The organism is Halopseudomonas sp. MFKK-1 (assembly GCF_027474385.1).
Classification (GTDB): Bacteria; Pseudomonadota; Gammaproteobacteria; order Pseudomonadales; family Pseudomonadaceae; genus Halopseudomonas; species Halopseudomonas aestusnigri.
This window is the reverse complement of sequence record NZ_CP114836.1, coordinates 3,755,938-3,781,173: the sequence shown is the minus strand read 5'-3', so window position 1 is coordinate 3,781,173 and position 25,236 is coordinate 3,755,938. Positions and strand designations below refer to the sequence as shown.

The window sequence follows — 25,236 nt, the reverse complement described above, 5'->3', positions numbered from 1 at the left end:
CGAGGCATGCTGATAGTGCTGTTGAGCAACCCCGACCAGCCGCTGCACTGGTGGCGTCTGGAACGGGATGGGCAGATTCGGGATCAGGGCTGCGATACGCTCGCCGTGCTGCAGGGACGCTACCCGGGAGAGCGGGTCAGGGCGCTGCTGGCTGACGGCGTCAATCTGGTGCGCGCCAGCCTGCCTGCGCAACGGGCGGCCGCACTCAGGGCGGCGTTGCCCTATGCCCTGGAAGACCAGCTAAGCCAGGATCTGGATGAACTGCACATTGTCATGGGGCCCCGCCGCAGCGACGGGCGTATCAGTGCGGCGGTGGTTGAACGGCAACTGCTCGATGACTGGCTGGTGCGCTTTGCCGACACCGGCCTGCGTCTGGAGGCCATTTCGCCGGTAACCGCTGTGCCGCCTGCTGCGGTGCCAGCCTCCGGGTTGCGGGTGCAGGCCTCCCCATTGCCGCAGGACACGCGCTGGCTGGTCAGCGACAGTGCCGCAGAGGCTGTGTTGCTGGAGACGGGCATGCTTGCCCTGTGGCTGCGCAAGCGCCTGCTTGAACTGCCCGAGGCCGATCGCAGTGTCGAGCTCGCGGGTGCTCAGGCGGCGGAGCTGGCATCGGTGTTGCCAACGGGCGTGATTGTTACCCGGAGCGAGACTACCTTGCCGCTGCCGTCGGTGCTGATGACCGCCGACTTCAATCTGCTGTGCGGGCCCTATGCGGTCAGCATGGCTCCGCCCCCGTGGCGGGCCATGCGCCCGGCCCTGCTGGCGCTGGCGGCAGTGCTGGTGCTTGGTATCGGTGTGCTGGCAGCTGAGCGTATCGCGCTGGAGCAGCAGCGCACTCTGCTGCAGGCACGTATCGATCGCAGTTTTTCCGACGCCTTGCCGGGCGAGCCCATGCTGGACCCGGTGATGCAGTTCCGTCAGCGGCTGGGGAATGTTGCGGGCGGCGACGATCAGTCCGGCGCCGGGCAGTTGCTGTATGCGCTCTACCATGCGGTGGCGCAGCAGCAGGGTGTTGAGGTGAAACAGGTGCGCGCGGGCAGCGATGAACTGGAGGTCGACCTGCAGGTCGCGACCTTTGCCGATCTCGAACAGTTGCGTGCGGCTCTGGCTGCCACCGAAGGCATGAGCGAAAGCCTGCTCGGAGCCGATTCGGACAGCGGCGCGGTGACCGCGCGGCTGCGTATTACCAGGAGCGGATCATGAAGGCATGGTGGGCAGGGCTGGCGCCGAGGGAGCGTCGTATTCTCGTGTTGGGCGCAGTGGCATTGGGCCTGATCCTAGCCTGGGTCGCGGTCTGGGAGCCGCTGCTGCAAGGTCGCAGTGCACTGCGCAGTGACGTCGCCAGACTGTCGGCAGAGGCGGTCTGGATGGAGCAGGTGGCGGATGACGTGCGTCGACGGGCACGTCTGGAGCAGCGTGCCCCGGCGCTGCCCGGAGCAGGTGGCTCGGTGCTGACACTGATCGAGGTCTCGGCCAATGCGGCGGGCCTGCGCTCCGCGCTCACCCGGGTACAACCCGAAGGCGAGGGTGCCCGGCTGATCATGGACGCGGTCGGTTTTGATGCGCTCATGGGGTGGCTCGCGGAGCTGGAGCTGCGGCAGGGGCTGCGGGTCAGTGAACTGATGATCGAGGGCCAGCAGGCTGCCGGTCAGGTGTCTGCACGTCTGTTGCTGGAGCGTCGCTGATGGGCTGGCTGAAAGGACGACGGCTCTGGTTGTTGGCAAGCCTGGTCCTGCTTGCGACGCTGATCAGCAATCTCCCGGCGCAGCTGGTCTGGCGGCAGGTACAACCCCACCTGCCGGTTAAGGTTGAGCTGGACGGGCTGTCCGGTACGCTCTGGCGCGGCAGCCTGGCGCGCCTGCAGGTTGATGGCATTGATCAGGGTGCCCTGGAGTGGCGTTGGCAGCCTGCGGGGCTGTTGGCGGGTGAGCTTGAACTGGATCTGGATTGGCGGCCGCGTGACGGCAGGGTACAGGCGGTATTGCGTATGGCCGTCGACCGGCTGTCGCTGGAAGGCGTGCGTGGTCGCCTCAGCGCTGCCAGTATGGCGCAGGTGAACAAGGCGCCGTTTGTGTTGCAGGGAGACTGGCTGCTGGATATTCCCAGGCTGACCCTGGCGGATCTGCGCAAGGTAACCGAGGCCAGTGGACGGATTGCCTGGCAGGATGCCGGTGGCGGGCTGCCAAGCCCCCTCGCGCTAGGGAATCTGGGTGCCGATCTGGCGGCGGAAAACGGCTGGCTGGTGATGAATCTCGCAGACAATGGTGGCCCGCTGGGGCTGGCCGGTACCGCCCGCTGGCAACCGGCCAAGCCACTGAAACTCGATACCCGGCTGCTTGCCCGGGCCGATGCTGATCGGGATCTGGCTGCGGGTCTGCAGCTGCTGGGCCGGGCTGATCCCGACGGCTGGGTGCGCTGGCGCGTGCAACTGCAATGACAGAGATGAAAACGATGAAGACAACTCGAATGGGCTGCTGGATTGTTCTGGCACTGAGCCTGACGGGCTGCGCCGGCAATCAGGTGCGCTCACAGGGCCAGGAGGCGGCGCTGGCCGATGTCCGGGCGCGACTGGCGATGGGGCAATGTGATACCGCACTCACGCAGCAGGTGCAGTCTCTTGGGGAACCGGCGGTCCTGCTTGAGGCGGCCTACCAGTGCCTGACCCTTGCCCGGCTCGATGTGGCGCAGGTTCTCGTGGACAGCTACCGGCAGCAAGGCGAGGCCGTTAGCGGGGCTGATTATGCCGCGTACCTGGCAGCGTTGATTCCCTATGCCCGCTTCGAACTCGCGCGCGGTGACAGCCAGCTGCAGCTGCAACTTGGTCGGGAGGCCCATGCCGCACTGACCGGGTTTGTCAGGGCCCATCCCCAGTCGGGATACCGGGCCGAGATGGTGCCTCGGGTACAGGCTGTCCTTGAGGGTATGGCCCGGGCTGAATACGATCTTGCCGTACTGGATCAGGAGCGGGGGGATCTGGCTCGCGCCAAGGCTCGGATGCGCTATGTGCAGAGAGGTTATCCGCGCAGCGCAGCAGCGGCCGACGCAACCGCCTGGCTGCTTGACAATCAAGGCTGACATCTCTGTCGGCAGACGATCATTTGCAGCGGTTCGGGGCAGGGCCGATGCGTTGAAATGGCGCATCGGAGCTGATCTGGAAGAGGCCTCCTGCCCTTTGATTGTGCACAGCCGGCGAGACTCCTGTCATCTCTTTGTCAAAAGCCGCTGTAAGTCACTGAAATCTCATGTCATATCGTAACCTATTGATTTTAAAGGTAAAAAAATAGGTTAAAAAATAACCATTTTAAGTGGTAGCCCCGTTCCATATACCCTGAGGCGACTTTTCGGCAGGCTGTCCACACTGTTATCCACAGGTTTTGTGGATAGATTGATGTATGCCCCAAGGGCTGGGGGTGTCGCCCCGCACAGGGGGGGGGCGACAAAGGGAGGGAGAGGGTTCAGATACCCTGCGGGATGTCCTCGCCACCCAGCGCATTGGTGATTGCCGGCAGCAGCTCGCTGAGGGTGCTGGCCATGATGGTGAAGCTGGCATCCAGTTGACTGGCCATGTCATCGCCGGCGTTGTCGTCCGCTTCCTCGCGCAGCAGGTCTTCGAACTTGACGCGCTTGAGCGTCAGTTTGTCATCAAGCACAAAGCTGAGCTTTTCCTGCCACTGCAGCGCCAGCTGGCTGACCTGCTTGCCAGTACTCAGGTGCAGCTGGATTTCGTCGCTGGCCAGATCCTGACGCTTGCAGCGAACTACGCCGCCGTCCTCAGAGGTGTCGCGCAGTTCACACTCGTCGCCGATCTGCAGTTGTTCCGGCGCCTGGTTGTCTTTCACCCACTGGGTCATGCAGCTGGCAGGTGCGATCTTGACGTTTAGCGGCCGCACCGGCAGTGAACCGGTGCATTCGCGCAGCAGGCTGAGCAGGTCTTCGGCGCGCTTGTGACTGGAGCTGTCTACCGCGATCCAGCCTTCAGCCGGACAGATGCAGGCGAAGGTGGTCTGGGTGCGGGTGAAGGCCCGAGGCAGCAGGGACATCACGATCTCGTCCTTCAGTGTGTCGCGCTCTTTCTTGTACACCTTGCGCGCATCACGATTTTCGATTTCCTCGACCTTCTCTGCCAGCGCCTCCTTGACGACGCTGCCCGGGAGAATGCGTTCTTCCTTGCGCATTGCGATCAGCCAGTAGCCGTTGCTGACTTCTACACGGTTTTCCGAGTGACGTCCCCAGGGCGTGGTCCAGCCGAGGGTGTGGGTTTCCTGACTGGCGCAGGGGCGCGAGGGCTTCTGCTCAAGGGCCTCAATCAGCTGGGATTCGCTGAAGGGGACGGGTTGGCTGAAACGGTAGATAAGCAGATTGCGAAACCACATGGGTGCTGTCCTTCTGTTGCCGTGGGCAGGGCTGCCCGAGAAAACGGCCAATATTGCCCCAGCAGACCGCCGGCAGCCAGTGTTTCCGCGGCCTCCAAATAAGATATTGAAATAACCTGAATTTTTTTTAAAAAAGGTGTTGCCAGAACCGAAAAAGCTCCCTAGAATGCGCACCACTTCGAGAGCAAACGGGTGATTAGCTCAGCTGGGAGAGCATCTGCCTTACAAGCAGAGGGTCGGCGGTTCGATCCCGTCATCACCCACCACTCGAGAAGAATAGCGCAGCGGTAGTTCAGTTGGTTAGAATACCGGCCTGTCACGCCGGGGGTCGCGGGTTCGAGTCCCGTCCGCTGCGCCATTTCCCCCCTCCTGCAGTATCTTCCCTCAGGTTTTATCCGGTACGTTCCGTACCTGTTCACATTCCCGTTTCTTCCGGTAGCCGGACGTTTAAAGCCCTGCTAAGCTGGCGCTTCTTTTCGCCCGTAAAGGGCTTGTCTACTGAGGTAAGCATGAAGCGTAATCTGCTGGCAGTCAGCATTGCAGTCGGGGCTCTGGCTCTGGCCGGTTGTAACAAGGATGAACCGGAACTCACTACTCCCATTCAACAAGCGTCTTACGGCATCGGCCTGAACATGGGTCAGAGTCTGCTGCAGGACGGTTTGGGTGATATCGACCCGCAAGCGCTGGCGCTGGGCCTGCAGGATGCCCTGGGCAGTCAGGAGCAGCGTGTTGGTGATGAAGAGCTGACTAACGCTTTCAACGAGTTGCAGCAGCGCTCCCAGGAGCGCGCCGAGGCGCTGGCTCAGGAAGCGCTGGATGCCAACAAGAAGTATCTTGAAGAGAATGCCGCCAAAGACGGCGTGACCGAAACCGACTCCGGCCTGCAGTACGAGGTGGTGACATCCGGTGATGCGGACGGTCCGCAGCCGCAGGCTGATGACGTGGTTGTCGTTCACTACGAAGGTCGCCTGCTGGATGGCACCGTGTTCGACAGCTCCGTTCAGCGTGGTGAACCGGCCGAGCTGCCGGTGGCTGGTGTGATTCCGGGTTGGGTTGAAGTGCTGCAGATGATGCACGTTGGTGACAAGTGGACTGTTACCGTGCCTGCCGAGCTGGCCTATGGTCCGCGTAGCCCGAGTCCGGTCATCCCGCCGAACTCCATTCTGGTGTTCGACATGGAACTGATGTCGATCAAGCCGCGCGGCGAGTAAGCGCGCGGTAACACGTTGGAATGCCCGGTGCAAGGCCTCCGGGTGTTCCCGTGTTACCTTTATGCACATTCTTCGGTAACGTCCGCTGTTTACTTTCCGCTGTTTTTCTGATCCCGCTTCTTCTCGCTAACTCGCTGAAAAAACTGCATTTTTTGCTTTGGTTAAAATGTGCGCGGTTTGTCTGCAGGCGCATGTAAACGGGCGTTTGAGCGACTTTTCCTGATTTTCTTCACAGACTTATCCACAGAAGCTGTGGGTAACCTCGAGGTTACTGGTAGCGGTCTACCAGGTCGGTGATCTGCCCCTCATCCAGCAGGCGATGAATGGCATCAATCAACCGTCGGTGGTCCTCCGGTTGTCTCGGCGTGGCGCAGCGCAGGGCGAAGCGTTCGATTTCCCAGTCACTGATGCGGATGCCGGCCGGCTTGCCAAGCAGATAGTGCTGCAACGGCCGACGCAGCTCTACGGTCGCGTCTAGACGGCGGCGTTCCAGCATCTTGATGCGGGTATTGAGATCGCGGACGTCGTGGCGAGTCAGTTGGCCGCTCTCGAACGCGTCCGTGAGCTTGCTGCTGTAGTGGTAGCCCAGTGTGGTACCCACCATAGCCCCCCTGAGGTCATTTATGCTGGAGGGGGGCTGGCTGGTGCTGCGCGTGGCGATGACGTCAGCGTCCTCATACAGCACCTCACTCCAGAGCATCTGCTCGGGGTGAGTGTGCCAGGAGGGTTGGGTATTGCAGATAATGTCGATTTGCCCCCGGTTGAAGGCGTCGTCGATCCGGTTGTTGGGTACCGGGATAAACTGCACCGAGCGGTCAGTAGCATTGGCTACCAGCTGACCAAGGTCTTTGGTCAGGCTGGATTGCAGGCTGGCGCCGTCCATCACCACATACGGAGGCGGATCTGAAGGCGAGAAGCCCCATTTGATGGGGGCCGCAAGGCTGGAAGCCGACCACGGCAGCAACAGCGCCCCCAGATAGATTGGTATCAGCCTCACGATATGACCTGTATCTTGGACTTACCTAAGCATAGATCAACGCCGGTATTCAGCTACACAGATTGAGGTGTCGCTCGCTGCCGTCGAGACCGTCAATCGGTAGATCCTGAATGACCAGGCTGAAGCCCCGCTGCCGTTTTGCCTCGTGCTTTGCCCTGGACGCCAGTTCGGCCAGACGTGCCGGGTCGAACTGGCGAGCGCGGCTTCCAATCAGGGGCAGAATGCCGATCGACAGATTCAGCAGATCATGGCTGCGCCAGCGGCCTTCCCGGTCGGGTGCGGTGAAGCTCCGGCTTTGCAGGTGCTCGGCCCGGTACAGGGTGCGGCATAGCTGCTGGAAGCGGTTATCCAGGCTATGCAGGCGCTCCCGCCAGTCGTCACTTTGCATTACCAGGATGAAGTCGTCGCCGCCGATGTGGCCGACGAAGTCGCAACGCGGATCACAGAGCTCGCGCAGCAGCTGCGCGAGGCCAAGCAGGATTTCGTCACCCTTGCCATAGCCATACAGGTCGTTGAAGGGCTTGAAGTTGTCCAGGTCGATATAGCACAGCTGCGCATCGACTCCGCGCTCCAGCAGGCGTTGCAGGCACTGCTGGATCGGTATATTGCCAGGCAGCAGGGTCAGCGGATTGGCGTGTCTTGCCTGCTGCAGTTTCAGCTCGGTGATCTGACGGAGCACGTCGATCCCGCGTCCCAGTCCCTTGTAAATACCCTGATCGACAATGATGAAGTCATCCTCAAGGCGCTGGCGCGCGCGGCTCGTCAGCAGTCGGCTGACACGTTGCAGGCTCTGACGGATATCGACGATCAGGCAGTCGGGGTCCATCAACTGTCGAATCGGCTTGCGGCTGTGGATTTCCTGGGCAAAGGGCTTGAGCATGATATGGCTCAGGGCATGCCGTTGCACTGCGCCGACGGGGTGACCCTGCTCATTGATGATCGCCAGGGTGTTGAGGGTTGGCTGCTGCTGAAAGCTGTCGAGGACGGTCTGTACTTTGGTGTCGTCCGGTACGCCCGGTATGGGTAGCAGCAGGCTGTGAATCGGTGCGTCATCCACCACGCTGGACGGACTCTGGCCGATGCGCTCGCCTAGCTGGATTTCGTCGACGCGCGGGTGGCTGTCTGGGCGTCCGAGCAGGTAGCCCTGAACCCAGTCGATGCCTATGTCCTCCAGTACTGCCAGCTCTTCGGGCTGCTCGATGCCCTCTGCGATAACGCAGGCACGGGACGCTTTGGCCATATGCAGGATGGAGGCGACAAACTCCCGTTTTACCGGGTCTCGGTGAATGCCATCGATAAAATGACGGTCTATCTTCACAAACTCCGGTTGCAGCTCTGACCACAGGCGCAGGCTGGAATAGCCAGCCCCAAGGTCATCCAGTGCGATGGAGAATCCCATGTCGCGATAGTGGTGCAATGCGCTGCGCAGCAGTGACAGGTCCTCGATAGGTGCCTGCTCCGTCAGCTCAATGACGACCTGGTCAGGCTTGAGTCCATTGCGCTGCAGAATCTCCAGTGTCCGCCCCGGGTAGTGCTGATGCTCAAGCAGACTCTCCGGCGATACATTGAGAAATAGCTTGCCCGGCAGGTTCAGATTGCAGAAGCGGCTGACCGCGCGATCCCGGCAGAGCATCTCCAATTCGGTCAGGATGCCGTGGTGGCGGGCTGCGGCGAACAGGGTGACCGGGGAGTGCAGCGGGCTGTCGGACGGACCGCGGCTGAGCGCCTCAAAACCGACAATACGCTCTTCCAGCGTCGAGACGATCGGCTGAAACAGGCTGGTGACCGCGCCGCGGTTGAGTATGGAGATGAGGGCCTGACGTTGTTCGGACACGGTCATAGAGGTTCCCAGGCAAATGAAAGTGGCCGTACCTGGCCGCCCGGGCTCGCGCTAGAGGCGTGCGCGGGATTCGTCCTGACCGCGCAAGTGTGTCACTGGGGTGTGACAGAAGGATGACAGTATGATTGCCATCCGACGGCATGGGCCATCGGATGGCGGCTGGAGGGAGTCAGTCGACGGTCGCGACCTGATGCTCGAGTTGCAGCAGGTCGAGCAGGATGTGACTGGTCTCGACCAGGAAGGCATCGTCCTGTGCCGGGTTTTCCTCTTCCTCGCTGTGGTCGGGCTCCAGCAGCGGGTCGCGGTTCTCCAGCGTACTTAGCGGCTCTTCGCCCCGCGCAGTCAGTCGCTGGTTTTCCAGTGCGAGCAGGCGGGCCTCATAGTCGTCCTGGCGCTGCTTGCGCTTGGCTTCATTCAGCGGGACGGTCTGTTGTGCGCGAATCTCGGCATCCAGGTTGATGCGGGCCAGGGTGTAGATGAAGTCCGGGTCCTTCGCTGCACGCGCCTCGTGCTGTTTCTGCAGCTGCGAGATAAACGGCTGCAGCTGGCTGCTGGCGCGGAAGCGCGCCGGCGCGATGGTATCCCATGGCATCGCGTGGGGCAGGGCGCTTTCGCCAATTTCCTTGCTGTCGAGCAGCGACGGGTAGCTGATGTCCGGTACCACACCCCGGTGCTGGGTGCTCTGACCGGACACCCGGTAGAACTTGGCCAGGGTCAGCTTTAGTTCACCGTGGTTGAGCGGCTGGATTGATTGCACGGTGCCCTTGCCGAAGGTGGACTCGCCGATGACCAGTGCGCGGCCGTAGTCCTGCATCGCGCCGGCGAAAATTTCCGAGGCCGAGGCAGACAGGCGGTTGACCAGCACGGCCAGTGGGCCGTTGTAGGCGATACCGGCTTCCGGGTCGTCCAGTTGCTGAACCTGACCCTGGCTGTCGCGCACCTGCACGGTGGGGCCCTGGTCAATGAACAGGCCGGTCAGCTCGGTTGCCTCCTGCAGTGAGCCGCCACCGTTATCACGCAGATCCAGCACGACGCCGTCCACATTCTGGGTGCTCAGTTCGCCAAGCAGGCGGCGCACGTCACGGGTGGTGCTGCGGTAGTCGGGGTCACCCTGGCGGTAGGCCTTGAAGTCGATGTAAAAACCGGGCACCTCGATCACGCCGATGCGGTAATCGTGGCCTTGCTGGTTGATCGTGATGATTGACGATTTGGCAGCCTGATCCTCCAGCTTGACCGCTTCGCGGGTCAGCTGGATTACCTTGCTGGTCAGATCGCCCGGCGGGTTGCTGGCCGGGATGACTTCCAGGCGCACGGGCGAGCCTTTGGGGCCGCGGATCAGCTTGACGACTTCGTCCAGGCGCCAGCCAACCACATCGACCATGTCGTCGTTACCCTGGGCTACGCCGATGATCTTGTCGCTGGTTGCCAGCTGCTGGCTGCGCTGTGCAGGCCCCGCCGGTACCAGACGCACGATCCTGGTGTATTCGTTGTCGCTTTGCAGTACCGCACCGATACCCTCGAGCGACAGGCTCATGTTGATGTCGAAGTTCTCGGCGTTCTCCGGCGAGAGATACTGGGTATGCGGATCGTAGACCTGGGCCATGGCATTTATATAGCTCTGGAACAGATCCTCGGAGCGGGTCTGGTTGATCCGGATCTGCTGGCCACGGTAACGCTTGCCCAGCAGCTCCCTGATTCCGGCCATGTCTTTGCCAGCCAGCTTCAGGCGCAGTACCTCGTCCTTGGCCTGTGCGCGCCAGAGTTGTTCAAGACCCTGTTCGTCAGCGACCCAGGGCGCGTCTTCGCGATCAACCAGAATCTCCTGGTCGCTGCTGAAGTCAAGCGTGTCCAGCTTGTTGTCGATCAGGTCCAGGGTGAAGGCCAGACGCTGCTGGACGCGCTGCAGCTGGCGTTTGTGCATGGCGAAGCCAACGCTCAGATCGCCAGCCTTCAGCAGGTCGTCGAAGCGCAGACGATTGCCGGCGAAGGCATCGATATCCTGCTGGGTAAACAGGCTGCGCTGGGGGTCGAGCTGCTTGATATAGGTGTCATAGATCTGGGCGGACAGATCGTCGTCCAGACGAATGCGGTTGTAGTGGTGGCGGCGCAGTAATTCGACGGTATTCAGGCTGGCAATGACCTGATCCCGGGTCGGCTGCAGTGAATCGAGGTCGAGGGCTTGATTCTGCTCGGCCGAGAGCACACTGCCGCTGAAGCTCAGCAGGGCAATGAGACAGGACTGGCGCAGGAGAGGGAAACCTTTCATCTGGGGTATCGTGTCCGGAGAGAGTATGCTTTTGGAGTTCCGACGGGAGCGCAGAGTTCCCGCGTATGGCCACTATTGAATGAACTATGGAGGTAGCGTGAGAGGATTGCAAGCTGAGGGCGGAGAGCTGTCCTGGCAGGTCCAGCCTGCTGCAGAGCTGAAATCTGGCGAAGTTCGCGTTCGTGTGATGGCCGCCGGTTTGAACCGCGCAGACCTGCTGCAGAAAGCGGGTATGTATCCACCGCCACCCGGGGTAACCAGTGTGCTGGGCCTGGAGTGCGCCGGCGAGGTGATTGAGGTAACCGAAGGGGTGCGCTGGAAGATCGGTGATCGCGTGTGTGCGTTGCTGGCCGGCGGCGGTATGGCTGAAGAAGTGGTGGTTGACCAGCGCCATCTGCTGGCGGTGCCGGACAACCTGAACTGGGCCGAGGCGGCAGCCATTCCGGAGGTGTTCAGCACCGCCTGGTTGAATGTGTTTGTGTTGGGCAATGCGCGCCCGGGCGAGAAGGTGCTGATTCACGCCGGTGCCAGTGGCGTGGGCACTGCGGCAATTCAGCTGTGCAAGGCGCAGGGCAACCCCTGCTGGGTCAGTGTCGGCAGTCAGGACAAGCTGGATGCCTGTGTTGAACTGGGTGCCGAGGGTGGCGTGCTGCGTCAGGGCGGGATTGCTGCGCTGAAGGATTTTGGTCCGTTCAATGTTGCGCTTGATCCGGTCGGCGCTACCTACGCTGCTGATCATCTGGATCTCTTGGCGCTGGATGCGCGCTGGGTACTGATTGGTCTGATGGGCGGCCGCGATGCGACGCTGGATCTGGCCAAGGTGCTGGCCAAGCGCATCAGTCTGATCGGCTCAACCCTGCGGACCCGTGATGCCGAGTTCAAGGCCACCCTGCTGGCCGACATGGAGCAGCGCCTGATGCCCCAGTTTGCATCCGGTGAGCTCAAGCCGATGGTGGCAAAAACCTTCGGGTTTGCCGATGCGGCTGCTGCGTTTGAAGAGCTCGCGCGTGATCAGGTGGTCGGCAAGGTGATTCTGGTGCGCGAAGACTGATTGTCCGCGCTCCGAGCCACAACAAGCCCCAGGCGTTGCTGACGCTTGGGGCTTTTTTGTGGTGCTGTGCGGGAGTCTGCCAGCGCTTGTTGTGATGGGGCTTTCGCGGACACGCTGCGCTTAGTCCGCCCTACAGCGCAGCGTGTCCGCGAAGGGGCAGCGCTCAGATCAGCTGTGCGCTGTTGCAGAAGGCGGTCAGTACGGTAATCAGGTAGCCCGGGTCGCGGCTGCCGGCCAGTTCGCGGATCGAGTGCATGGCAAAGGTCGGTGCGCCGATGTCGACAGTGCGCACGCCCAGACGGCTCGCGGTGATTGGGCCGATGGTGCTGCCGCAGCCCATGTCACTGCGCACTACGAAGGCCTGGACCGGGACGTCTGCACTGGCGCAAAGGTGGCGGAAGAACGCAGCGGTCTCGCTGTTGGTGGCGTAGCGCTGGTTGCTGTTGATCTTGATGACCGGACCGGCGTTGAGTTTGGGGCCATGGTTTTCGTCATGCTTCATGGCGAAGTTCGGGTGCACGGCGTGGGCGTTGTCGGCCGAGACCAGCAGCGAGCGCTGGATCAGCTGAATCCGTTCTGCGTCGTCCGGCACCAGGCGGCGCAGCACGTCCTCAAGGAAGGGGCCGTCGGCGCCGCAGCAGGAGGATGAGCCGACTTCCTCGTGGTCGGTGCACACCAGCAGACAGGGTTGCCTCCCATCGCTGTTCAGCAATGCCTGCAGGCCGGCGTGGCAGGACAGCAGGTTGTCCAGACGGGCGGCGCTGAAAAAATCACCCTCAAGGCCAATCTGTGCCGGCGGCTGGGTGTCGTAGAAGCTCAGTTCGTAGTCCAGCACGGCAATGTCGGTGCAATCCGGGTGCTGTTGTTGCAGTTGGGCCGCCAGCAGGGCGCGCAGGTCACGGCCGGCCTCCAGGCTGTGTGCCAGCAATGGCGGCATGTCGGTTTGCGGGTTGATCGCCTGACCGTCGTTGACGCCACGATTGAGATGAATCGCCAGGTTGGGAATGACCGCAATTGGTCGTTGAAAATCGATCAGCCGACTTTCCAGCGCACCATCGGTGCGGCGGAAGGTCACGCGGCCGGCCAGCGACAGGTCGCGGTCGAACCAGGGGGCGAGCAGGGCGCCGCCGTAGATCTCCACGCCCAGTTGCCAGAGGCCTTGCTGGTCTTTTTCCGGCTGCGGCTTGACCCGCAGGCACGGGCTGTCGGTGTGTGCGCCGATCAGCCGCAGACCGCGACTTGCCAACGCGCCCTCGGCACCCAGCTGGAAGGCAATGATCGAGGAGTCGTTGCGGCTGACCAGATAGCGCCCACCCGCTTTCAACTGCCAGTCTTCACGCTCGTTCAGTGCTTCAAATCCGGCTGCGATCAGGCGTTCGCGCAGGGTGGCGGTGGCGTGGAAGGGGGTGGGTGAACTGGCGATGAAATCGGCCAGATCCTGAAGCTGTTGGTCCTGCATGACGGTCTCCTGCAAGGTTGAATTCAGGCCCGTGTTCAGAACGGGCAGGGGCTCTCGAATGCCATGCGCTCGCCGGTTTCCGGGTGGCTGATGGTCAGTCTCGCGGCGTGCAGTGCCAGACGCGGGCAGGCTTCGAGTGCGGCTCCCTCGGCGTACAGGCGGTCACCCAATAGCGGATGCCCGATGGCCAGCATGTGCACGCGCAGCTGGTGCGAGCGGCCGGTAATGGGCGTCAGCTCCACCCGGCAGTAGTCCTGATGGCGCTCAAGCACCCGCCAGAACGTCTGTGCGTGCTTGCCCAGTTCGTGGTCAACGATGTGCCTTGGTTTATTGGGTGGATCATAGCGCAGCGGCAGATCGATATGTCCCGCGTCGCCTTCGGGCTGGCCCCAGCACAGGGCGATATAGGCCTTCTCGGTCTCGCGGTCATGGAACTGGCGAGACAGTTCGCGATGGGCGTCGGGGTTGCGGGCGATGACCAGCAGGCCGGAGGTTTCCCAGTCCAGTCGATGAACGATGCGGGCTTCGGGGTAGCCGTTTTCCTGCAGGCGGGTGATCAGGCAGTCCTTGTTGTCCTCGGCGCGGCCGGGGACAGACAGTAATAGGGTCGGCTTGTCGACGATCAGGAAGGTCGGATCCTGATGAATGATGCCGATATGGGTCAGGGGCATGGGAAATCCGCGGTGCCGCCCGGACGGGCGGCACCGACTTGCTCAGGGGCGTTCGGGCAGGGTGATGTTGAGTTCAAGAATCGAGCAATCATCCTGATTGTCCAGCGCGACGTGTACCTGTTCGCGATCGATAGGAACGTACTTGCTGATGACATCGATGATTTCTTGCTGCAGCTGCGGCAGGTAGTCCGGCTGATTACGCTGGCCACGCTCGTGGGCGACGATGATCTGCAGGCGCTCCTTGGCAATCGACGCGGGCGTCGACTTCTTGCGATCGCGGAAATAATCGAAAATGCTCATTAACGCCCTCCGAACAGGCGCTGCAGCAGGCCCTTCTTCTGTGCTTCCAGGAACCGGTGCGGAATATCCTTGCCCAGCAGGCGCTCGACGGCGTCACTGTAGGCCTGACCGGCATCGCTTTTCTCGTCCATGATCACCGGAATACCCTGGTTCGAGGCCTTGAGAACGGCCTGTGACTCGGGGATAACGCCCAGCAGCGGGATGGAGAGAATGTCTTCCACGTCTGACACTGACAGCATTTCGCCGTTTTCAACACGCTCGGGGTTGTAGCGGGTCAGCAGCAGGTTTTCCTTGATCTTCTCGCCGTTTTCGGCGCGGCGGGATTTGCTCGAGAGCAGACCCAGCATGCGGTCGGAGTCGCGCACGGAGGAGACTTCCGGGTTGGTGACCACAACGGCCTCGTCGGCGAAATACATGGCCAGGTGAGCACCTTTCTCGATGCCGGCCGGGGAGTCGCAGACGATGTAGTCGAAGGTTTCCTTCAGCTCGTTCAGAACACGCTCCACGCCTTCGACGGTCAGGGCGTCCTTGTCGCGGGTCTGGGACGCCGGCAGGATGAACAGGTTGTCGGAGCGCTTGTCCTTGATCAGGGTCTGATTCAGATTGGAATCGCCATTGATCAGGTTGACGAAGTCGTAGACCACGCGGCGTTCGCAGCCCATGATCAGATCCAGATTACGCAGGCCCACGTCGAAGTCGACGATGACGGTCTTGAAACCGCGCAGTGCCAGTCCGGTACCGATGGCGGCACTGGTGGTCGTTTTGCCCACCCCGCCTTTGCCTGATGTGACAACGATGACTTTTGCCAAAATGACCTTCCTGTCGAAATTGTCTGGATAGTGGAGCGCACCGGACTCAATTGGTTCCCGGTGCGGTGATAAGGAATATGGCTACGGCGGAACTCGGTCACAGACCAGAGAAAGAGGGCCCCCGAATGGCTCGACAGTATCGGTTAAAGCCCGCTGATCTTCAAGCTGTCACCCGCCAGGCTGATCTGCACGGCCTGCTTCCATTGTTGCTTGCGCAGATCTTCGGCCACCTTGTACTGCCCGGCAATGGAAACCAGCTCGGCTTCCAGGCTCTGACAGAAGATACGCGCCTCCTGGTTGCCCTGTACACCGGCAAGGGCGCGCCCGCGTAGCGGCCCGTAGACGTGGATATGGCCGTCGGCGAGCAGCTCGGCACCGGCGCTGACCGGGGCCATGACGATCAGGTCGCCGCCGCGGGCATACACCTGCTGGCCGCTGCGGACCGGCTCGGTGATGATTTTGCCTGCGATGGCGGCCGGTGGCGGCGGGATTTCGACGGCCGGTGCCGGTGCCGGTTTGGGGGGCGGTTCAGGCAGATCCAGGCTGCGCTCGCGCTGACGGCCGGGGGGCAGCAGCACCATATTGGCGCCCTGAGCCAGCTCGCGGAACGCCTCGCCGCCGCGCAGGGCAACCGGCTGCAGGCCGTGGTCACGGCAGAGGTTCAACAGGTGGCGCAAGGTAAGGTCGGTCAGCGGCTCGTTCAGTTTGTCGAGGGCAATCACCACCGGGGTGTCGACGAAGAAATTGGGCGCCTGCTCGACCTTTTCAGCCAGCTGCCGGGCGAACTGGTCCGGTGCCAGGCGAATCAGCTCGACCAGCGTCATCGTCAGCATGCCGCCCTTGAGGTGGAATACCGGGTCGTTGTCGAGCAGGTCGAGGGTAGTATCAGCAGTCATGATCAATCCAGTTTGCAAATTGGGGCGCGCCCCGGCGCTCGGAGCGGCCGCGGGCGTACCCGCTGTTCTGCGCTTCCTTATATAGATACAGCCGGTTGATCGCAAGCCGGCTTCGGTCTGACTGGCGGGGCTTTGGCGTCGTTCGGGTATCGCGGCTGGCGATCAGGCGGCTTCAGGTCATAGAATGTGGGTTTTCGTTGAATGGATCCGTTGATGGAAAGGCCGGGCTTTTCTGCAGCATTGCTGCATCCGCGTTACTGGTTACTCTGGCTTGGGCTGGGACTGCTGTGGCTGGTGATCCAGTTGCCGTACCGCTGGCTCCTGGCTCTGGGGCGGGTTGTAGGGTGGGGCATGTTCCATCTCATGGGCGAGCGTCGTGAGGTCGCCCGCACCAACCTGGCGCTGTGCTTTCCCGAGATGTCGGAGATTGCGCGTGAGCGCCTGTTGCGCGAGAACTTTGCCTCCAACGGCATCGCCCTGTTTGAAATGGCCATGGCCTGGTGGTGGCCGCGCAAGCGGCTGGCTGGCCTGGCGCATATCGAGGGTCTTGAGCATTTGACCAATGCTGCAGCCCAGGGCAAGGGTGTGGTCCTGATGTCGCTGCACTTCACCACTCTGGAGATCGGTGCTGCCCTGCTGGGGCAGGCGGTAACCATCGATGGCATGTACCGTGAGCATCGCAACGCGGCCTTTGATTTTGTGCAGCGCCGGGGCCGCGAGCGGCACAATCTTGATGCCAAGGCGGTGGAGCGCGAGGACGTGCGCAGCATGATGCGTTCGCTGCGCACCGGCCGGGCAATCTGGTATGCGCCGGACCAGGACTACGGCCGTAAGGCCAGTGTCTTTGTGCCGTTATTCGGGGTTGAAGCGGCGACCGTTACCGCGACCAGTACCTTTGCCCGCTTGGGCAAGGCACTGGTGGTGCCCTTTACCCAGACCCGGCTGCCAAACGGACAGGGCTACCGGCTGAGCGTGCATCCGCCGCTGACTGACTTTCCCGGCGAAAGCGAGACCGCGGACGCACTGCGCATCAATCAGTGGGTTGAGCAGGCTGTGCGTGAGCAGCCTGAGCAATACATGTGGGTGCATCGCCGCTTCAAGACGCGGCCTGAAGGGCAAAGCCGGCCGTATGCCAAGCGGCGTCGGCGCAAGCGCCGGGCACGGCGCAGCTGATGAATCCGCGCATCGGCAGTGATTGCGCCGGGCTGATCCTGTCTGGAGGCGGTGCCCGTGCGGCGTATCAGGTCGGCGTACTGTCGGTCATCGCCGAGCTGTTGCCGGAGGGCGCGGCGAACCCCTTTCCGGTCATCTGCGGCACGTCTGCGGGCGCAATCAATGCGCTGGCGCTGGCGACCCATGCGCAGCACTTTGCCGAAGGGGTGAATCGTCTGGATGCGGTCTGGTCCGGTTTTCACTGTGACCAGGTGTACCGGACAGACTGGCCGGGCGTTACTGCTCAGGCCTGGCGCTGGCTCAAGGCCAACCTGCTGGGGTTTCCAGGCAGGCAGCCGACGGCCCTGCTGGATAACACGCCGTTGCGCGCTCTGCTGCAGCGCACCCTGCACTTTGGCCGGATTGATGAGGCGCTGCAGGCCGGCCTGCTGCAGGCGGTATCGGTCAGTGCATTTGGCTATCAGTCGGCCGAGTCGGTCAATTTCTATCAGGGCCGCGAGCGGATCGCGCCCTGGTCGCGGCACCGGCGGGTAGGTGTGCAGACGCGGCTGGGGCTGGAGCACCTGATGGCGTCGTCGGCCATTCCGCTGGTATTTCCCCCGGTTCTGCTCAACCGCGAGTGGTTCGGCGATGGGGCTGTGCGCCAGCAGGCGCCCATCAGCCCGGCGCTGCATCTGGGTGCCAACAAGGTTTTGGTGATCGGTGTGTCGGACAATCTGGCCGATCCTCCAGGCGGGCGACGCGGGCCGCGCCTGCGGGCTGCTGCGCCGCCAACGCTGGCGCAGATCGGCGGGCATCTGCTGAACAGTACCTTTGTCGATAATCTTGAAGCGGATGTCGAGCTGCTGGACCGGATGAATCGGCTTGCCGGTTACCTGCCAAGCGCTGCACGGCAGTCGGGCAGGGGGGTACGTCAGGTTGAGGTACAGATCATTTCGCCGAGCGAACCGCTGGATGTGATCGCGGCCAGGCATCGCAAGCTGCTGCCTCGCTCCCTGCGGGCCTTCCTGCGCGGCAGCGGTGCAACCCGGGCATCAGGCGGCAGCGTGGTCAGTTATCTGCTGTTTGAAGCGGATTACACCCGCGAGCTGATAGAGCTGGGCCGGCGTGATGCGATGGCCCAGCGCGATGCCCTGCAGCGCTTTTTGGGGCTGCTCTGTCTGGTGCCGAACGCCTCCTGAGCGGCTTCGGCGCCAGCCGGGTCCGCCCTTAGCCAGCCACCAGAACGCGAATCGCATCGAGCCGCAGTTTGGCCTGTTGCAGCAGGTGGTCACCCTCACGCAGGCGTTGCTCCAGCGCCTCGATTTCTTCATCGCGGACCAGCGGGTTGACCTGTTGCAGGGCCTTCAGGCGCTCAATCTCTTCGCGCAGCTCGTTGCCCAGCTGCTGTCGTGCGGCTTCAACCAGCTGCTGGTGCTGCGCGGCCGCTGCCTGCTCCCCTTGGCCCAGCAGCTTCTCGATAGGCTCACGCTGGGTTTTGGCGATCTTCACAGCCAGCTGCCGCGGCACCGATTCGACCTGCGAATCCAGCGTGTCAAAGCTGACCTTGGCTGCCAGGTTGTTACCGTTGATATCCAGCAGGCAGCGGATCGGCGTGGGTGGCAACACGCGTTGCAGTTGCAGTGCGCGCGGGGCGACCGCCTCGCACACGTAGATGCATTCCAGCAGCATGGTGCCGGGCTTGAGGGCCTTGTTCTTCAGCAGGCCGACGGCACTGTTGCCCATGCTGCCGGACAGCACCAGGTCCATACCGCCCTGCAGCATCGGGTGTTCCCAGGTGAGGAACTGCATGTCTTCGCGTGACAGGGCCGTGTCGCGATCATAGGTGATGGTCACGCCTTCGTCGTTACCCAGCGGGAAGCCGGCATCGAGCATGCGTTCGCCCGGGCGCAGGATCAGTGCGTTGTCGGAATGATCCTCGCTGTCGACGCCGAATACATCGAACAGGCGTTCCATATAAATAGGCAGCTGGAAGTCACTGTCCTGACGGGCGATGGTCTCCAGCATCTGTTCGGAGTCCTTGTGGCCGCGCGAATGCAGTTCCAGCAGCCGGTCACGGCCGTTGTGCATCTCCTCTTCCAGCGCCAGACGCTGCGTGCGGGCACGTTCGATCAGGCTTTCCCAGCCGTCCTGGTGCGGATGGTCCAGGTGCTGCAGCAGCTCGCTGCCAAACTGGTGCTGCAGGGCATTGCCGGTCGGGCAGGTGGCGCGGAAGGCGTTCAGCGCGCTGTCGTACCACTCGACCAGATGAGCCTGGGCGGTCCCTTCAAGATAGGGCACATGCAGCTGGATGGTGTGCTGCTGGCCGATACGGTCGAGACGGCCGATGCGCTGCTCGAGCAGGTCCGGATGGCTTGGCAGATCAAACATGACCAGATGGTGGGCAAACTGGAAGTTGCGGCCCTCGCTGCCGATTTCCGAGCAGATCAGTACCTGGGCACCGAACTCCTCGTCGGCGAAGAACGCCGCCGCACGATCGCGCTCGATGATGCTCATGCCTTCATGGAAAACGGACGCCGGAATCCCGCTGCGCACACGCAGGGCGTCCTCCAGATCGAGTGCTGTTTCAGCGTGGGCACAGATGACCAGAATCTTGGTGCGCTTGAGCAGCTTGAGGGTGTCGATCAGCCATTCGACCCGCGGGTCGGCCTGCCACCAGGGGGCGTCGGCGTCCCGATCTGCCTGCATCGTCTGTTCCGGATACAGGGCAGCCTGGCCTTCTAGATCCTGATATTGCTCGGGGCAGGGCAGCGGGTAGGCGTGCAGCTCGCGCTCCGGAAAGCCGGCGATTGCGGCGCGGGTATTGCGATAGAGAACGCGGCCGGTGCCGTGGCGGTCCAGCAGCTGGCGGATCAGGCTCTCGCGAGCAGCCGCGGCGTCAGCGCTATCGCTGTTCACGCTATCCAGCAGGCTGGTGGCGCTATCACCCAGCCAGCCGGTGATGGCAGCACTGTCCTCTGCGCTGATGCTGTCCTGCTCGAGCAGGTGCTGTACTGCTTCGGCGACCGGCTGGTACCGCTCGGTTTCCCTGATGAACTCTTCCATGCTGTGGAAGCGGTCCGGGTCAAGCAGACGCAGACGGGCAAAGTGACTGGCCTGGCCCAGTTGTTCCGGGGTCGCTGTCAGCAACAGTACCGCCGGTGTGCGCCGGGCAAGGCCTTCAATCAGTGTGTACTCTTCGCTTGGCTGCTCTTCGTGCCAGACCAGGTGATGTGCTTCATCGACAATGAGCATATCCCAATCGGACTGGTCCAGGTAGTCCCGTGCCTTGTCGTTTTCCAGCAGGAACTCCAGCGCGACCAATGCCAGCTGGGCCTCCTCGAAGGGGTTGTTTTCGGCACCGTTGCAGCGGTCGGCATTGAACAGTGCGAACTCCAGATTGAAGCGACGGCGCATCTCGACCAGCCATTGATGCTGCAGGTTCTCCGGTACGACGATCAGCACGCGACGGATGCGGCCGGTCTGCAGCTGGCGATGCAGGATCAGGCCGGCTTCGATGGTTTTGCCCAGACCCACTTCGTCAGCCAGCAGCACGCGTGGCGCCATGCGGTCGGCAACGTCGCGGGCGATATGCAGCTGATGGCCGATCGGTTGGGTGCGTACTCCGGCCAGGCCAAGCAGCGGTGAGCGCTGGATGCGGCAGAAATGGCGCAGGCTTTCAAAGCGCAGGCTGAACCAGGGCAGGGGGTCGATCTGGCTGGCGAACAGACGATCGCTGGCCAGCCGGAACTGAATGAAATTGTCCAGCATGGTTTCGGCAAAGGCGGCCGGGGTGCCGTCGTCCCGCAGGCCGGCGTAGGCCAGCAGACCATCCTCTTCGACCACGTCGCTGACGATCATGCTCCAGCCTTCGTGGTGGGTAATGCTGTCGCCCGGACTGAAACGCACGCGGGTAAGCGGCGCGTTGCGCAGCGCGTAGTGGCGGGTTTCGCCGCTGGCGGGGAAGAGCATGACTACCAGGCGCGCGTCCTGCGACAGTACCGTACCGAGACCCAGTTCCGATTCGCTGTCGCTGACCCAGCGTTGTCCGGGGGTAAAACCTGTCATGCCGCTCTCCTGGTGGTGCAAAAAAGGGCGCATATCTTACCCGATCGCCCGGGTACCCGAAACCGCGGTGTTGCGCCGATCCGGTCGGTCTGAATATCTTGCATTGATTAAAAATTGCTCAGTTTTGTGCGCAATGACACAGTACAGGGGTAAACCTATTGGTCTGACAGTCGATAACCATTGTAGACGTGGTGTGTGTTGACGCTGGAAATCCGGCGTCCGGGCGATGAGGTTCAACAATCATGCTGATTCCGGGTTTGCCGCCTGCAGGAGCGCAAAATGATGCGTTCAGGGCCAAAACAGAGGTCAAGCCGTCCGCGGCCACCGAGCCCGTGCACGACGCCACAACTGAGCAGGTTGAGCGTCGCCGTCAGGACAAGGGGCGCTGGCCGGACCGCCGCCGTCGTCGCCGTCGCGTGCATACCCTGCAGGAGCAGCCGCCGGAGGAACGCGAGCTGGACCTGCCAAAGAAGGGGTTGCTGGTTGACATCGAAGTCTGAGGCGATGCTAGTCTGATGGCTCTCAACATCGTCCGTGAAGGTCAAGCGATGACAGATAAACATGACACCCCTGCTGTAATCGACTTTGCCGAGGCGCGTCGTCAACGCATTCACGATATCCACGATGCTCGCCTGGAGGCTATGCGTGATGCGTTCTCCCGGGCGCTGCCGTTGCCGTCTGGCAAGGCCGGTGGCAAGAAGCGCAAGAAAGGAAAGAAGTCGCGTTAGTGTGGCAACACCTGCCATTGATCCGTGTCAATAACCCCGCATGTCGTAAGGCTTAACCTGCAGTCATTGAAAACGCAGGAGGTGCCTTATGTACGTTGATGAAGCGGTCATTGCTGGTGTGATTACTGTCGGTCTGATGGTTGCTTTTCTGGGCGGTGTTGGTCTGTTCATCTGGCGCGATGCGCACAAAAAGAAAAACCAGTGATCTGCCTGGTGTTGCTGACTGGGGCATAATGGCCTGCCGTGTAATGCTGGTAGCCCGTGATGCCCCAAGGTTCTCGTCCGCGCTGTAAGACCTGTGCGCGTCCGCTCAGCCACTGTCTGTGTCACCTGATTCCCAGGCTGTGGCCCGATACCCAGGTGCTGGTGATTCAGCATCCGGATGAAGCCTCCCACGCCCTCAATACCGCCCGCCTGCTGGTTGCAGGTCTGGTTAATGCGCACTTGCTGGTCACCGAGTCACTGGCGGATCATCCCGATTGGGTCAGGCGTCTGAGTGATTCCGGCTGGCGCAATGAGCTGCTGTTTCCCGGTCCGGATGCCCGTGAACTGAGTGTTGCTCGCGACACGCGCCCGCGGCGCCTGATCCTGCTCGACGGCACCTGGCGCAAGGCGCGCAAGTTGCTGTATCTCAATCCGATTCTGCAATCGCTGCCGCAGGTCCGGCTTGCTTCAGGTCTGAGCAGCCGATATCGCCTGCGCAAGGCACCCCGTGCCGATGCGCTGTCCACCATCGAGGCCGGCGCCGAGGCGTTGTTGCTGTTGCACCCCGGATTTGAACGCGATCGGCTGCTCGCTCCGTTCGAGGCGCTGATCGACGGTCAGATCAGCGCAATGGGCGAACAACGCTACCAGCGCAATTACCGCGATCGCCAGTAAAGCCGGCGCGGCGGATCAATGCTTCCCTAGGGCTGTCCATTCACGACTTTTATTATCCGTGTTATTTGCCGCGCTAGCCCCGTGCGCTCGCTAGACTGCGAACTACAGACTTACAGTCCGTAACAAAACAACAAGAACAGTCGTATCAGCACCGTCTGGTGACAGATAAGGGGAACACATGCAAACAACAGGACAGCGGGTCGTGATTACCGGTGCGGGCAGTGGCCTGGGTCGCGAACTGGCGCTGCGCTACGCGCGTGAGGGGGCTCGTCTGGCCCTCGCCGATATCAATGACGCCGGGCTGGAAGAAACGCGGCGAATGGCAACGGCTGCCGGCGGCTGGGCGTTCACCCAGCGCTGCGATGTGCGTGATTTCAGTCAGCTTGCTGCGCTGGAGCAAAGCTGCGAAGAGCGCATGCAGGGGGTTGATGTCCTGATCAACAACGCCGGCATTGCGTCCGGCGGCATGTTCTGGGACCTGTCGCTGGAGGACTGGGATTCGCAGATCTGCATCAATCTGATGGGCGTGGTCAAGGGCTGCAAGGCATTCATGCCGGTTTTCATGAAGCAGGGTCACGGTCGGATCATCAATATCGCCTCCATGGCAGCGCACATTCAGACCCCGGGTATGAGTAATTACAACGTCGCCAAGGCCGGCGTTGTGGCGCTGTCGGAGAGCCTGCTGGCCGAGTTGCACCCGCTGGGTATCAAGGTCAGCGTAGTGTGTCCGTCTTTCTTTCAGACCAATCTGCTGGAGTCCTATCATGGGCCTGACAGTAAAGCGCGCGACGATATGGCCAAGCTGCTGCAGAGCTCGCCGATCAGCGCGGCCGAGGTGGCTGACATTACCTACCGTGAAAGTGAGGCTGATCAGTTCATGATTCTGCCGCATGAGCGTGGTCGTCTGGCGCTGGAGCAGAAACGCGCCAATCCGCAGGTGATCTACGACGAGATGTTCCGCCTCGCTGCCAAGCGCCTGCAAGCCGGCTGATTCGCACCCTGCAATGCGGCATCTGTCAGCAGTATGGCGCCTGATCGCCAGCTGCTGACGGGTGTTCGCTGCCAAATAGCGTTTTATCACGCCTGCCTATTGTGTTTACCCTGCGTTGTGACGCCTTTATTCTTGTCGGCCTCCGGACGGCTGGGTCGTCCCAATCCATCGGCAAGAAATGAGGGTATCGCAATGCGTGAAGTCGTAATCGTCGACAGTGTACGAACTGGCCTGGCCAAGTCCTTCCGTGGCAAATTCAACATGACCCGCCCGGATGACATGGCTGCCCACTGCGTCAATGCCCTGTTGGAGCGCACTGGTGTTGATCCGAAGATGATCGACGACTGCATTGTTGGTGCAGGTTCCAACGAAGGTGCTCAGGGCCACAACATCGGTCGTAACGTTGCTGTTCTGTCCAAAATGGGTATCGACGTTGCCGGTATGACCCTGAACCGCTATTGCTCCTCCGGCCTGCAGGCTATCGCCATCGCGGCTAACCAGGTTGCATCCGGTTGTTCCGATGCCATCGTTGCCGGTGGTGTTGAGTCCATCACTCTGACCGCCAAGAGCCGCAATACCGATCACTTTGTGAATCCGATTCTGGAAAAAGACTTCCCGGGCATTTACTACCCGATGGGTCAGACCGCCGAAATCGTTGCGCGCCGCTACAACGTGACCCGCGAGCAGCAGGACGCCTACGCGCTGCAGAGCCAGCAGCGTACTGCCCGTGCCCAGGCTGAAGGTCTGTTCGATGACGAAATCGTACCTATGGCGGTCAAATATCAGGTTCAGGACAAGGCCACCGGTGAAATCAGTATCGTTGATGGCGTTGTTGATGCCGACGACTGCAATCGCCCGGACACGACCATCGAAGGCCTGAACAGCCTGAAGCCGGTCTTCGCCGAAGACGGTTCCGTGACTGCCGGTAACGCTTCGCAGCTGTCCGACGGTGCTTCCATGACGCTGGTCATGAGTCTGGACAAGGCGCTGGAACTGGGTCTGAAGCCGCTGGCTTACTTCCGTGGCTTCACCGTTGCCGGCTGCCAGCCTGACGAAATGGGCATCGGCCCGGTCTACTCGGTGCCGAAGCTGCTGAAAGCCCGTGGCCTGACTGTTGACGATATCGATCTGTGGGAGCTGAACGAAGCCTTTGCTTCCCAGTGCCTGTACGCCCGTGACTTCCTGAAGATCGATAACGAGAAGTACAACGTCAACGGCGGTTCCATCTCCATTGGTCACCCGTTCGGCATGACCGGCTCCCGTCAGGTCGGCCATCTGGTCCGCGAACTGCAGCGTCGCGGCAAGCGCTATGGCATCGTCACCATGTGTGTTGGCGGTGGCATGGGTGCAACCGGCCTGTTCGAAGCCTATCGCGGCTGATCTGCGTGGCCGCGCAAGCGGCCCTGCGGGGAAAGGCGCCTGCCCTTTGGGACAGGCGCCTTTTTTGTTGCAGATTTAACGCTACTGTTACGGTGTGCGGTACAAACCCTTGTGGCACAATGCGGGTTTTAATGTTGAGACGGAATACGTCCGGTGACGCTTCTG

At 61.8% G+C, this 25,236-nt stretch carries 24 protein-coding genes and 2 tRNA genes; 16 read left to right on the top strand and 10 right to left on the bottom strand.

Annotation, left to right across the window (positions count from 1 at the left end; genetic code table 11):
- Positions 1–6: 6 nt before the first annotated feature.
- The 4 genes from gspL to bamD are packed head-to-tail and all read left to right on the top strand — an operon-like array spanning position 7 to position 3,075.
- Positions 7–1,203: a type II secretion system protein GspL gene (gene gspL, locus O5O48_RS17455; RefSeq protein ID WP_269687730.1), complete on the top strand. Its 1,197-nt coding sequence runs from the start codon at positions 7–9 to the stop codon at positions 1,201–1,203.
- Positions 1,200–1,685: a type II secretion system protein M gene (locus O5O48_RS17450; RefSeq protein ID WP_269687729.1), complete on the top strand. Its 486-nt coding sequence runs from the start codon at positions 1,200–1,202 to the stop codon at positions 1,683–1,685. The genes gspL and O5O48_RS17450 overlap by 4 nt, the downstream gene beginning before the upstream one ends.
- On the top strand, positions 1,685–2,437 hold the full coding sequence (locus O5O48_RS17445) for a type II secretion system protein N (protein WP_269687728.1): 753 nt from the start codon (positions 1,685–1,687) through the stop codon (positions 2,435–2,437). Before O5O48_RS17450 ends, O5O48_RS17445 begins: the two co-directional genes overlap by 1 nt.
- A 14-nt stretch (positions 2,438–2,451) precedes the next feature.
- On the top strand, positions 2,452–3,075 hold the full coding sequence (gene bamD, locus O5O48_RS17440; RefSeq protein WP_269687727.1) for an outer membrane protein assembly factor BamD: 624 nt from the start codon (positions 2,452–2,454) through the stop codon (positions 3,073–3,075).
- Between the two features lie 380 nt (positions 3,076–3,455).
- Here bamD and rdgC read toward each other — a convergent pair whose 3' ends face one another.
- Positions 3,456–4,373 (bottom strand): recombination-associated protein RdgC, encoded by a 918-nt coding sequence (gene rdgC / locus O5O48_RS17435; RefSeq protein ID WP_269687726.1) that lies wholly within the window; start codon positions 4,371–4,373, stop codon positions 3,456–3,458.
- Positions 4,374–4,563: 190 nt separating this feature from the next.
- On the opposite strand from rdgC, the gene O5O48_RS17430 reads away from it, so the two are divergent.
- The 3 genes from O5O48_RS17430 (at position 4,564) to O5O48_RS17420 (ending at position 5,584) form a co-directional block, all read left to right on the top strand.
- Positions 4,564–4,639 (top strand) — tRNA-Val (locus O5O48_RS17430).
- A 15-nt stretch (positions 4,640–4,654) separates the two neighbouring features.
- Positions 4,655–4,731 (top strand) — tRNA-Asp (locus O5O48_RS17425).
- A gap of 151 nt (positions 4,732–4,882) precedes the next feature.
- The gene (locus O5O48_RS17420; protein ID WP_088276772.1) at positions 4,883–5,584 is read left to right on the top strand and encodes an FKBP-type peptidyl-prolyl cis-trans isomerase; all 702 of its coding nucleotides are present in this window, start codon (positions 4,883–4,885) and stop codon (positions 5,582–5,584) included.
- Between the two features lie 268 nt (positions 5,585–5,852).
- Here the strand turns inward: O5O48_RS17420 and O5O48_RS17415 are convergent, their stop codons facing one another.
- From O5O48_RS17415 to O5O48_RS17405, 3 genes are all read right to left on the bottom strand, one after another.
- The gene (locus O5O48_RS17415) at positions 5,853–6,581 is read right to left on the bottom strand and encodes a substrate-binding periplasmic protein (RefSeq protein WP_269687725.1); all 729 of its coding nucleotides are present in this window, start codon (positions 6,579–6,581) and stop codon (positions 5,853–5,855) included.
- A gap of 49 nt (positions 6,582–6,630) precedes the next feature.
- A complete protein-coding gene (locus O5O48_RS17410; RefSeq protein ID WP_233049291.1) occupies positions 6,631–8,421 on the bottom strand; it encodes a bifunctional diguanylate cyclase/phosphodiesterase in 1,791 nt (596 codons plus the stop codon).
- Positions 8,422–8,590: 169 nt separating this feature from the next.
- Positions 8,591–10,687, bottom strand: a complete 2,097-nt coding sequence (locus O5O48_RS17405; RefSeq protein WP_269687724.1) for a carboxy terminal-processing peptidase — start codon at positions 10,685–10,687, stop codon at positions 8,591–8,593.
- A 97-nt stretch (positions 10,688–10,784) separates the two neighbouring features.
- Between O5O48_RS17405 and O5O48_RS17400 the strand changes: the two genes are divergently transcribed.
- Entirely contained in the window at positions 10,785–11,738 is a 954-nt protein-coding gene (locus O5O48_RS17400) for an NAD(P)H-quinone oxidoreductase (protein WP_269687723.1), read from the top strand.
- Between the two features lie 163 nt (positions 11,739–11,901).
- Here the strand turns inward: O5O48_RS17400 and O5O48_RS17395 are convergent, their stop codons facing one another.
- From O5O48_RS17395 to minC, 5 genes are all read right to left on the bottom strand, one after another.
- On the bottom strand, positions 11,902–13,197 hold the full coding sequence (locus O5O48_RS17395; protein WP_269687722.1) for a M18 family aminopeptidase: 1,296 nt from the start codon (positions 13,195–13,197) through the stop codon (positions 11,902–11,904).
- 35 nt (positions 13,198–13,232) lie between these two features.
- A complete protein-coding gene (locus O5O48_RS17390; protein ID WP_233049294.1) occupies positions 13,233–13,868 on the bottom strand; it encodes an RluA family pseudouridine synthase in 636 nt (211 codons plus the stop codon).
- 42 nt (positions 13,869–13,910) lie between these two features.
- Entirely contained in the window at positions 13,911–14,168 is a 258-nt protein-coding gene (gene minE, locus O5O48_RS17385; RefSeq protein WP_088276757.1) for a cell division topological specificity factor MinE, read from the bottom strand.
- A complete protein-coding gene (minD, locus tag O5O48_RS17380) occupies positions 14,168–14,977 on the bottom strand; it encodes a septum site-determining protein MinD (protein ID WP_088276755.1) in 810 nt (269 codons plus the stop codon). The genes minE and minD overlap by 1 nt, the downstream gene beginning before the upstream one ends.
- 143 nt (positions 14,978–15,120) lie before the next feature.
- On the bottom strand, positions 15,121–15,873 hold the full coding sequence (gene minC, locus O5O48_RS17375) for a septum site-determining protein MinC (protein WP_269687721.1): 753 nt from the start codon (positions 15,871–15,873) through the stop codon (positions 15,121–15,123).
- A 213-nt stretch (positions 15,874–16,086) separates the two neighbouring features.
- Here minC and O5O48_RS17370 point away from each other — a divergent pair, with 213 nt between their 5' ends.
- Both O5O48_RS17370 and O5O48_RS17365 read left to right on the top strand, forming a co-directional pair.
- A complete protein-coding gene (locus O5O48_RS17370; RefSeq protein WP_269687720.1) occupies positions 16,087–17,046 on the top strand; it encodes a lipid A biosynthesis lauroyl acyltransferase in 960 nt (319 codons plus the stop codon).
- A complete protein-coding gene (locus tag O5O48_RS17365; RefSeq protein WP_269687719.1) occupies positions 17,046–18,227 on the top strand; it encodes a patatin-like phospholipase family protein in 1,182 nt (393 codons plus the stop codon). Before O5O48_RS17370 ends, O5O48_RS17365 begins: the two co-directional genes overlap by 1 nt.
- A gap of 28 nt (positions 18,228–18,255) precedes the next feature.
- On the opposite strand, the gene rapA is transcribed toward O5O48_RS17365, so the two are convergent.
- Entirely contained in the window at positions 18,256–21,093 is a 2,838-nt protein-coding gene (gene rapA, locus O5O48_RS17360) for an RNA polymerase-associated protein RapA (RefSeq protein WP_269687718.1), read from the bottom strand.
- A gap of 242 nt (positions 21,094–21,335) precedes the next feature.
- Here rapA and O5O48_RS17355 point away from each other — a divergent pair, with 242 nt between their 5' ends.
- The 6 genes from O5O48_RS17355 to O5O48_RS17335 all read left to right on the top strand — a co-directional run bounded on the left by O5O48_RS17355 (position 21,336) and on the right by O5O48_RS17335 (position 25,071).
- Positions 21,336–21,593: a hypothetical protein gene (locus O5O48_RS17355; RefSeq protein ID WP_088276745.1), complete on the top strand. Its 258-nt coding sequence runs from the start codon at positions 21,336–21,338 to the stop codon at positions 21,591–21,593.
- Positions 21,594–21,641: 48 nt separating this feature from the next.
- Positions 21,642–21,821: a hypothetical protein gene (locus O5O48_RS17350; protein WP_088276834.1), complete on the top strand. Its 180-nt coding sequence runs from the start codon at positions 21,642–21,644 to the stop codon at positions 21,819–21,821.
- Between the two features lie 88 nt (positions 21,822–21,909).
- A complete protein-coding gene (gene ccoM, locus O5O48_RS17730) occupies positions 21,910–22,026 on the top strand; it encodes a cytochrome c oxidase subunit CcoM (protein ID WP_276530406.1) in 117 nt (38 codons plus the stop codon).
- A gap of 59 nt (positions 22,027–22,085) precedes the next feature.
- The gene (locus O5O48_RS17345) at positions 22,086–22,700 is read left to right on the top strand and encodes a tRNA-uridine aminocarboxypropyltransferase (RefSeq protein ID WP_269687717.1); all 615 of its coding nucleotides are present in this window, start codon (positions 22,086–22,088) and stop codon (positions 22,698–22,700) included.
- A gap of 178 nt (positions 22,701–22,878) precedes the next feature.
- The gene (locus O5O48_RS17340) at positions 22,879–23,691 is read left to right on the top strand and encodes an SDR family oxidoreductase (RefSeq protein WP_269687716.1); all 813 of its coding nucleotides are present in this window, start codon (positions 22,879–22,881) and stop codon (positions 23,689–23,691) included.
- Positions 23,692–23,883: 192 nt separating this feature from the next.
- Positions 23,884–25,071, top strand: coding sequence for a thiolase family protein (locus O5O48_RS17335; protein WP_228247593.1), 1,188 nt, complete (start codon positions 23,884–23,886; stop codon positions 25,069–25,071).
- The last annotated feature ends 165 nt before the right edge of the window (positions 25,072–25,236 follow it).

Bases quoted from the DNA above. Each gene is read 5' to 3' on its own strand.
- O5O48_RS17350 (WP_088276834.1), top strand. From the start codon at position 21,642: ATGACAGATAAACATGACACCCCTGCTGTAATCGACTTTGCCGAGGCG.
- O5O48_RS17395 (WP_269687722.1), bottom strand. From the start codon at position 13,197: ATGCAGGACCAACAGCTTCAGGATCTGGCCGATTTCATCGCCAGTTCA.
- rapA (WP_269687718.1), bottom strand. From the start codon at position 21,093: ATGACAGGTTTTACCCCCGGACAACGCTGGGTCAGCGACAGCGAATCG.
- gspL (WP_269687730.1), top strand. From the start codon at position 7: ATGCTGATAGTGCTGTTGAGCAACCCCGACCAGCCGCTGCACTGGTGG.
- O5O48_RS17390 (WP_233049294.1), bottom strand. From the start codon at position 13,868: ATGCCCCTGACCCATATCGGCATCATTCATCAGGATCCGACCTTCCTG.
- O5O48_RS17340 (WP_269687716.1), top strand. From the start codon at position 22,879: ATGCAAACAACAGGACAGCGGGTCGTGATTACCGGTGCGGGCAGTGGC.
- O5O48_RS17410 (WP_233049291.1), bottom strand. From the start codon at position 8,421: ATGACCGTGTCCGAACAACGTCAGGCCCTCATCTCCATACTCAACCGC.
- rdgC (WP_269687726.1), bottom strand. From the start codon at position 4,373: ATGTGGTTTCGCAATCTGCTTATCTACCGTTTCAGCCAACCCGTCCCC.
- minC (WP_269687721.1), bottom strand. From the start codon at position 15,873: ATGACTGCTGATACTACCCTCGACCTGCTCGACAACGACCCGGTATTC.
- O5O48_RS17365 (WP_269687719.1), top strand. From the start codon at position 17,046: ATGAATCCGCGCATCGGCAGTGATTGCGCCGGGCTGATCCTGTCTGGA.
- O5O48_RS17405 (WP_269687724.1), bottom strand. From the start codon at position 10,687: ATGAAAGGTTTCCCTCTCCTGCGCCAGTCCTGTCTCATTGCCCTGCTG.
- O5O48_RS17335 (WP_228247593.1), top strand. From the start codon at position 23,884: ATGCGTGAAGTCGTAATCGTCGACAGTGTACGAACTGGCCTGGCCAAG.
- bamD (WP_269687727.1), top strand. From the start codon at position 2,452: ATGAAGACAACTCGAATGGGCTGCTGGATTGTTCTGGCACTGAGCCTG.
- minE (WP_088276757.1), bottom strand. From the start codon at position 14,168: ATGAGCATTTTCGATTATTTCCGCGATCGCAAGAAGTCGACGCCCGCG.
- O5O48_RS17345 (WP_269687717.1), top strand. From the start codon at position 22,086: ATGCCCCAAGGTTCTCGTCCGCGCTGTAAGACCTGTGCGCGTCCGCTC.
- O5O48_RS17420 (WP_088276772.1), top strand. From the start codon at position 4,883: ATGAAGCGTAATCTGCTGGCAGTCAGCATTGCAGTCGGGGCTCTGGCT.
- ccoM (WP_276530406.1), top strand. From the start codon at position 21,910: ATGTACGTTGATGAAGCGGTCATTGCTGGTGTGATTACTGTCGGTCTG.
- O5O48_RS17445 (WP_269687728.1), top strand. From the start codon at position 1,685: ATGGGCTGGCTGAAAGGACGACGGCTCTGGTTGTTGGCAAGCCTGGTC.
- O5O48_RS17370 (WP_269687720.1), top strand. From the start codon at position 16,087: ATGGAAAGGCCGGGCTTTTCTGCAGCATTGCTGCATCCGCGTTACTGG.
- O5O48_RS17450 (WP_269687729.1), top strand. From the start codon at position 1,200: ATGAAGGCATGGTGGGCAGGGCTGGCGCCGAGGGAGCGTCGTATTCTC.
- O5O48_RS17355 (WP_088276745.1), top strand. From the start codon at position 21,336: ATGCTGATTCCGGGTTTGCCGCCTGCAGGAGCGCAAAATGATGCGTTC.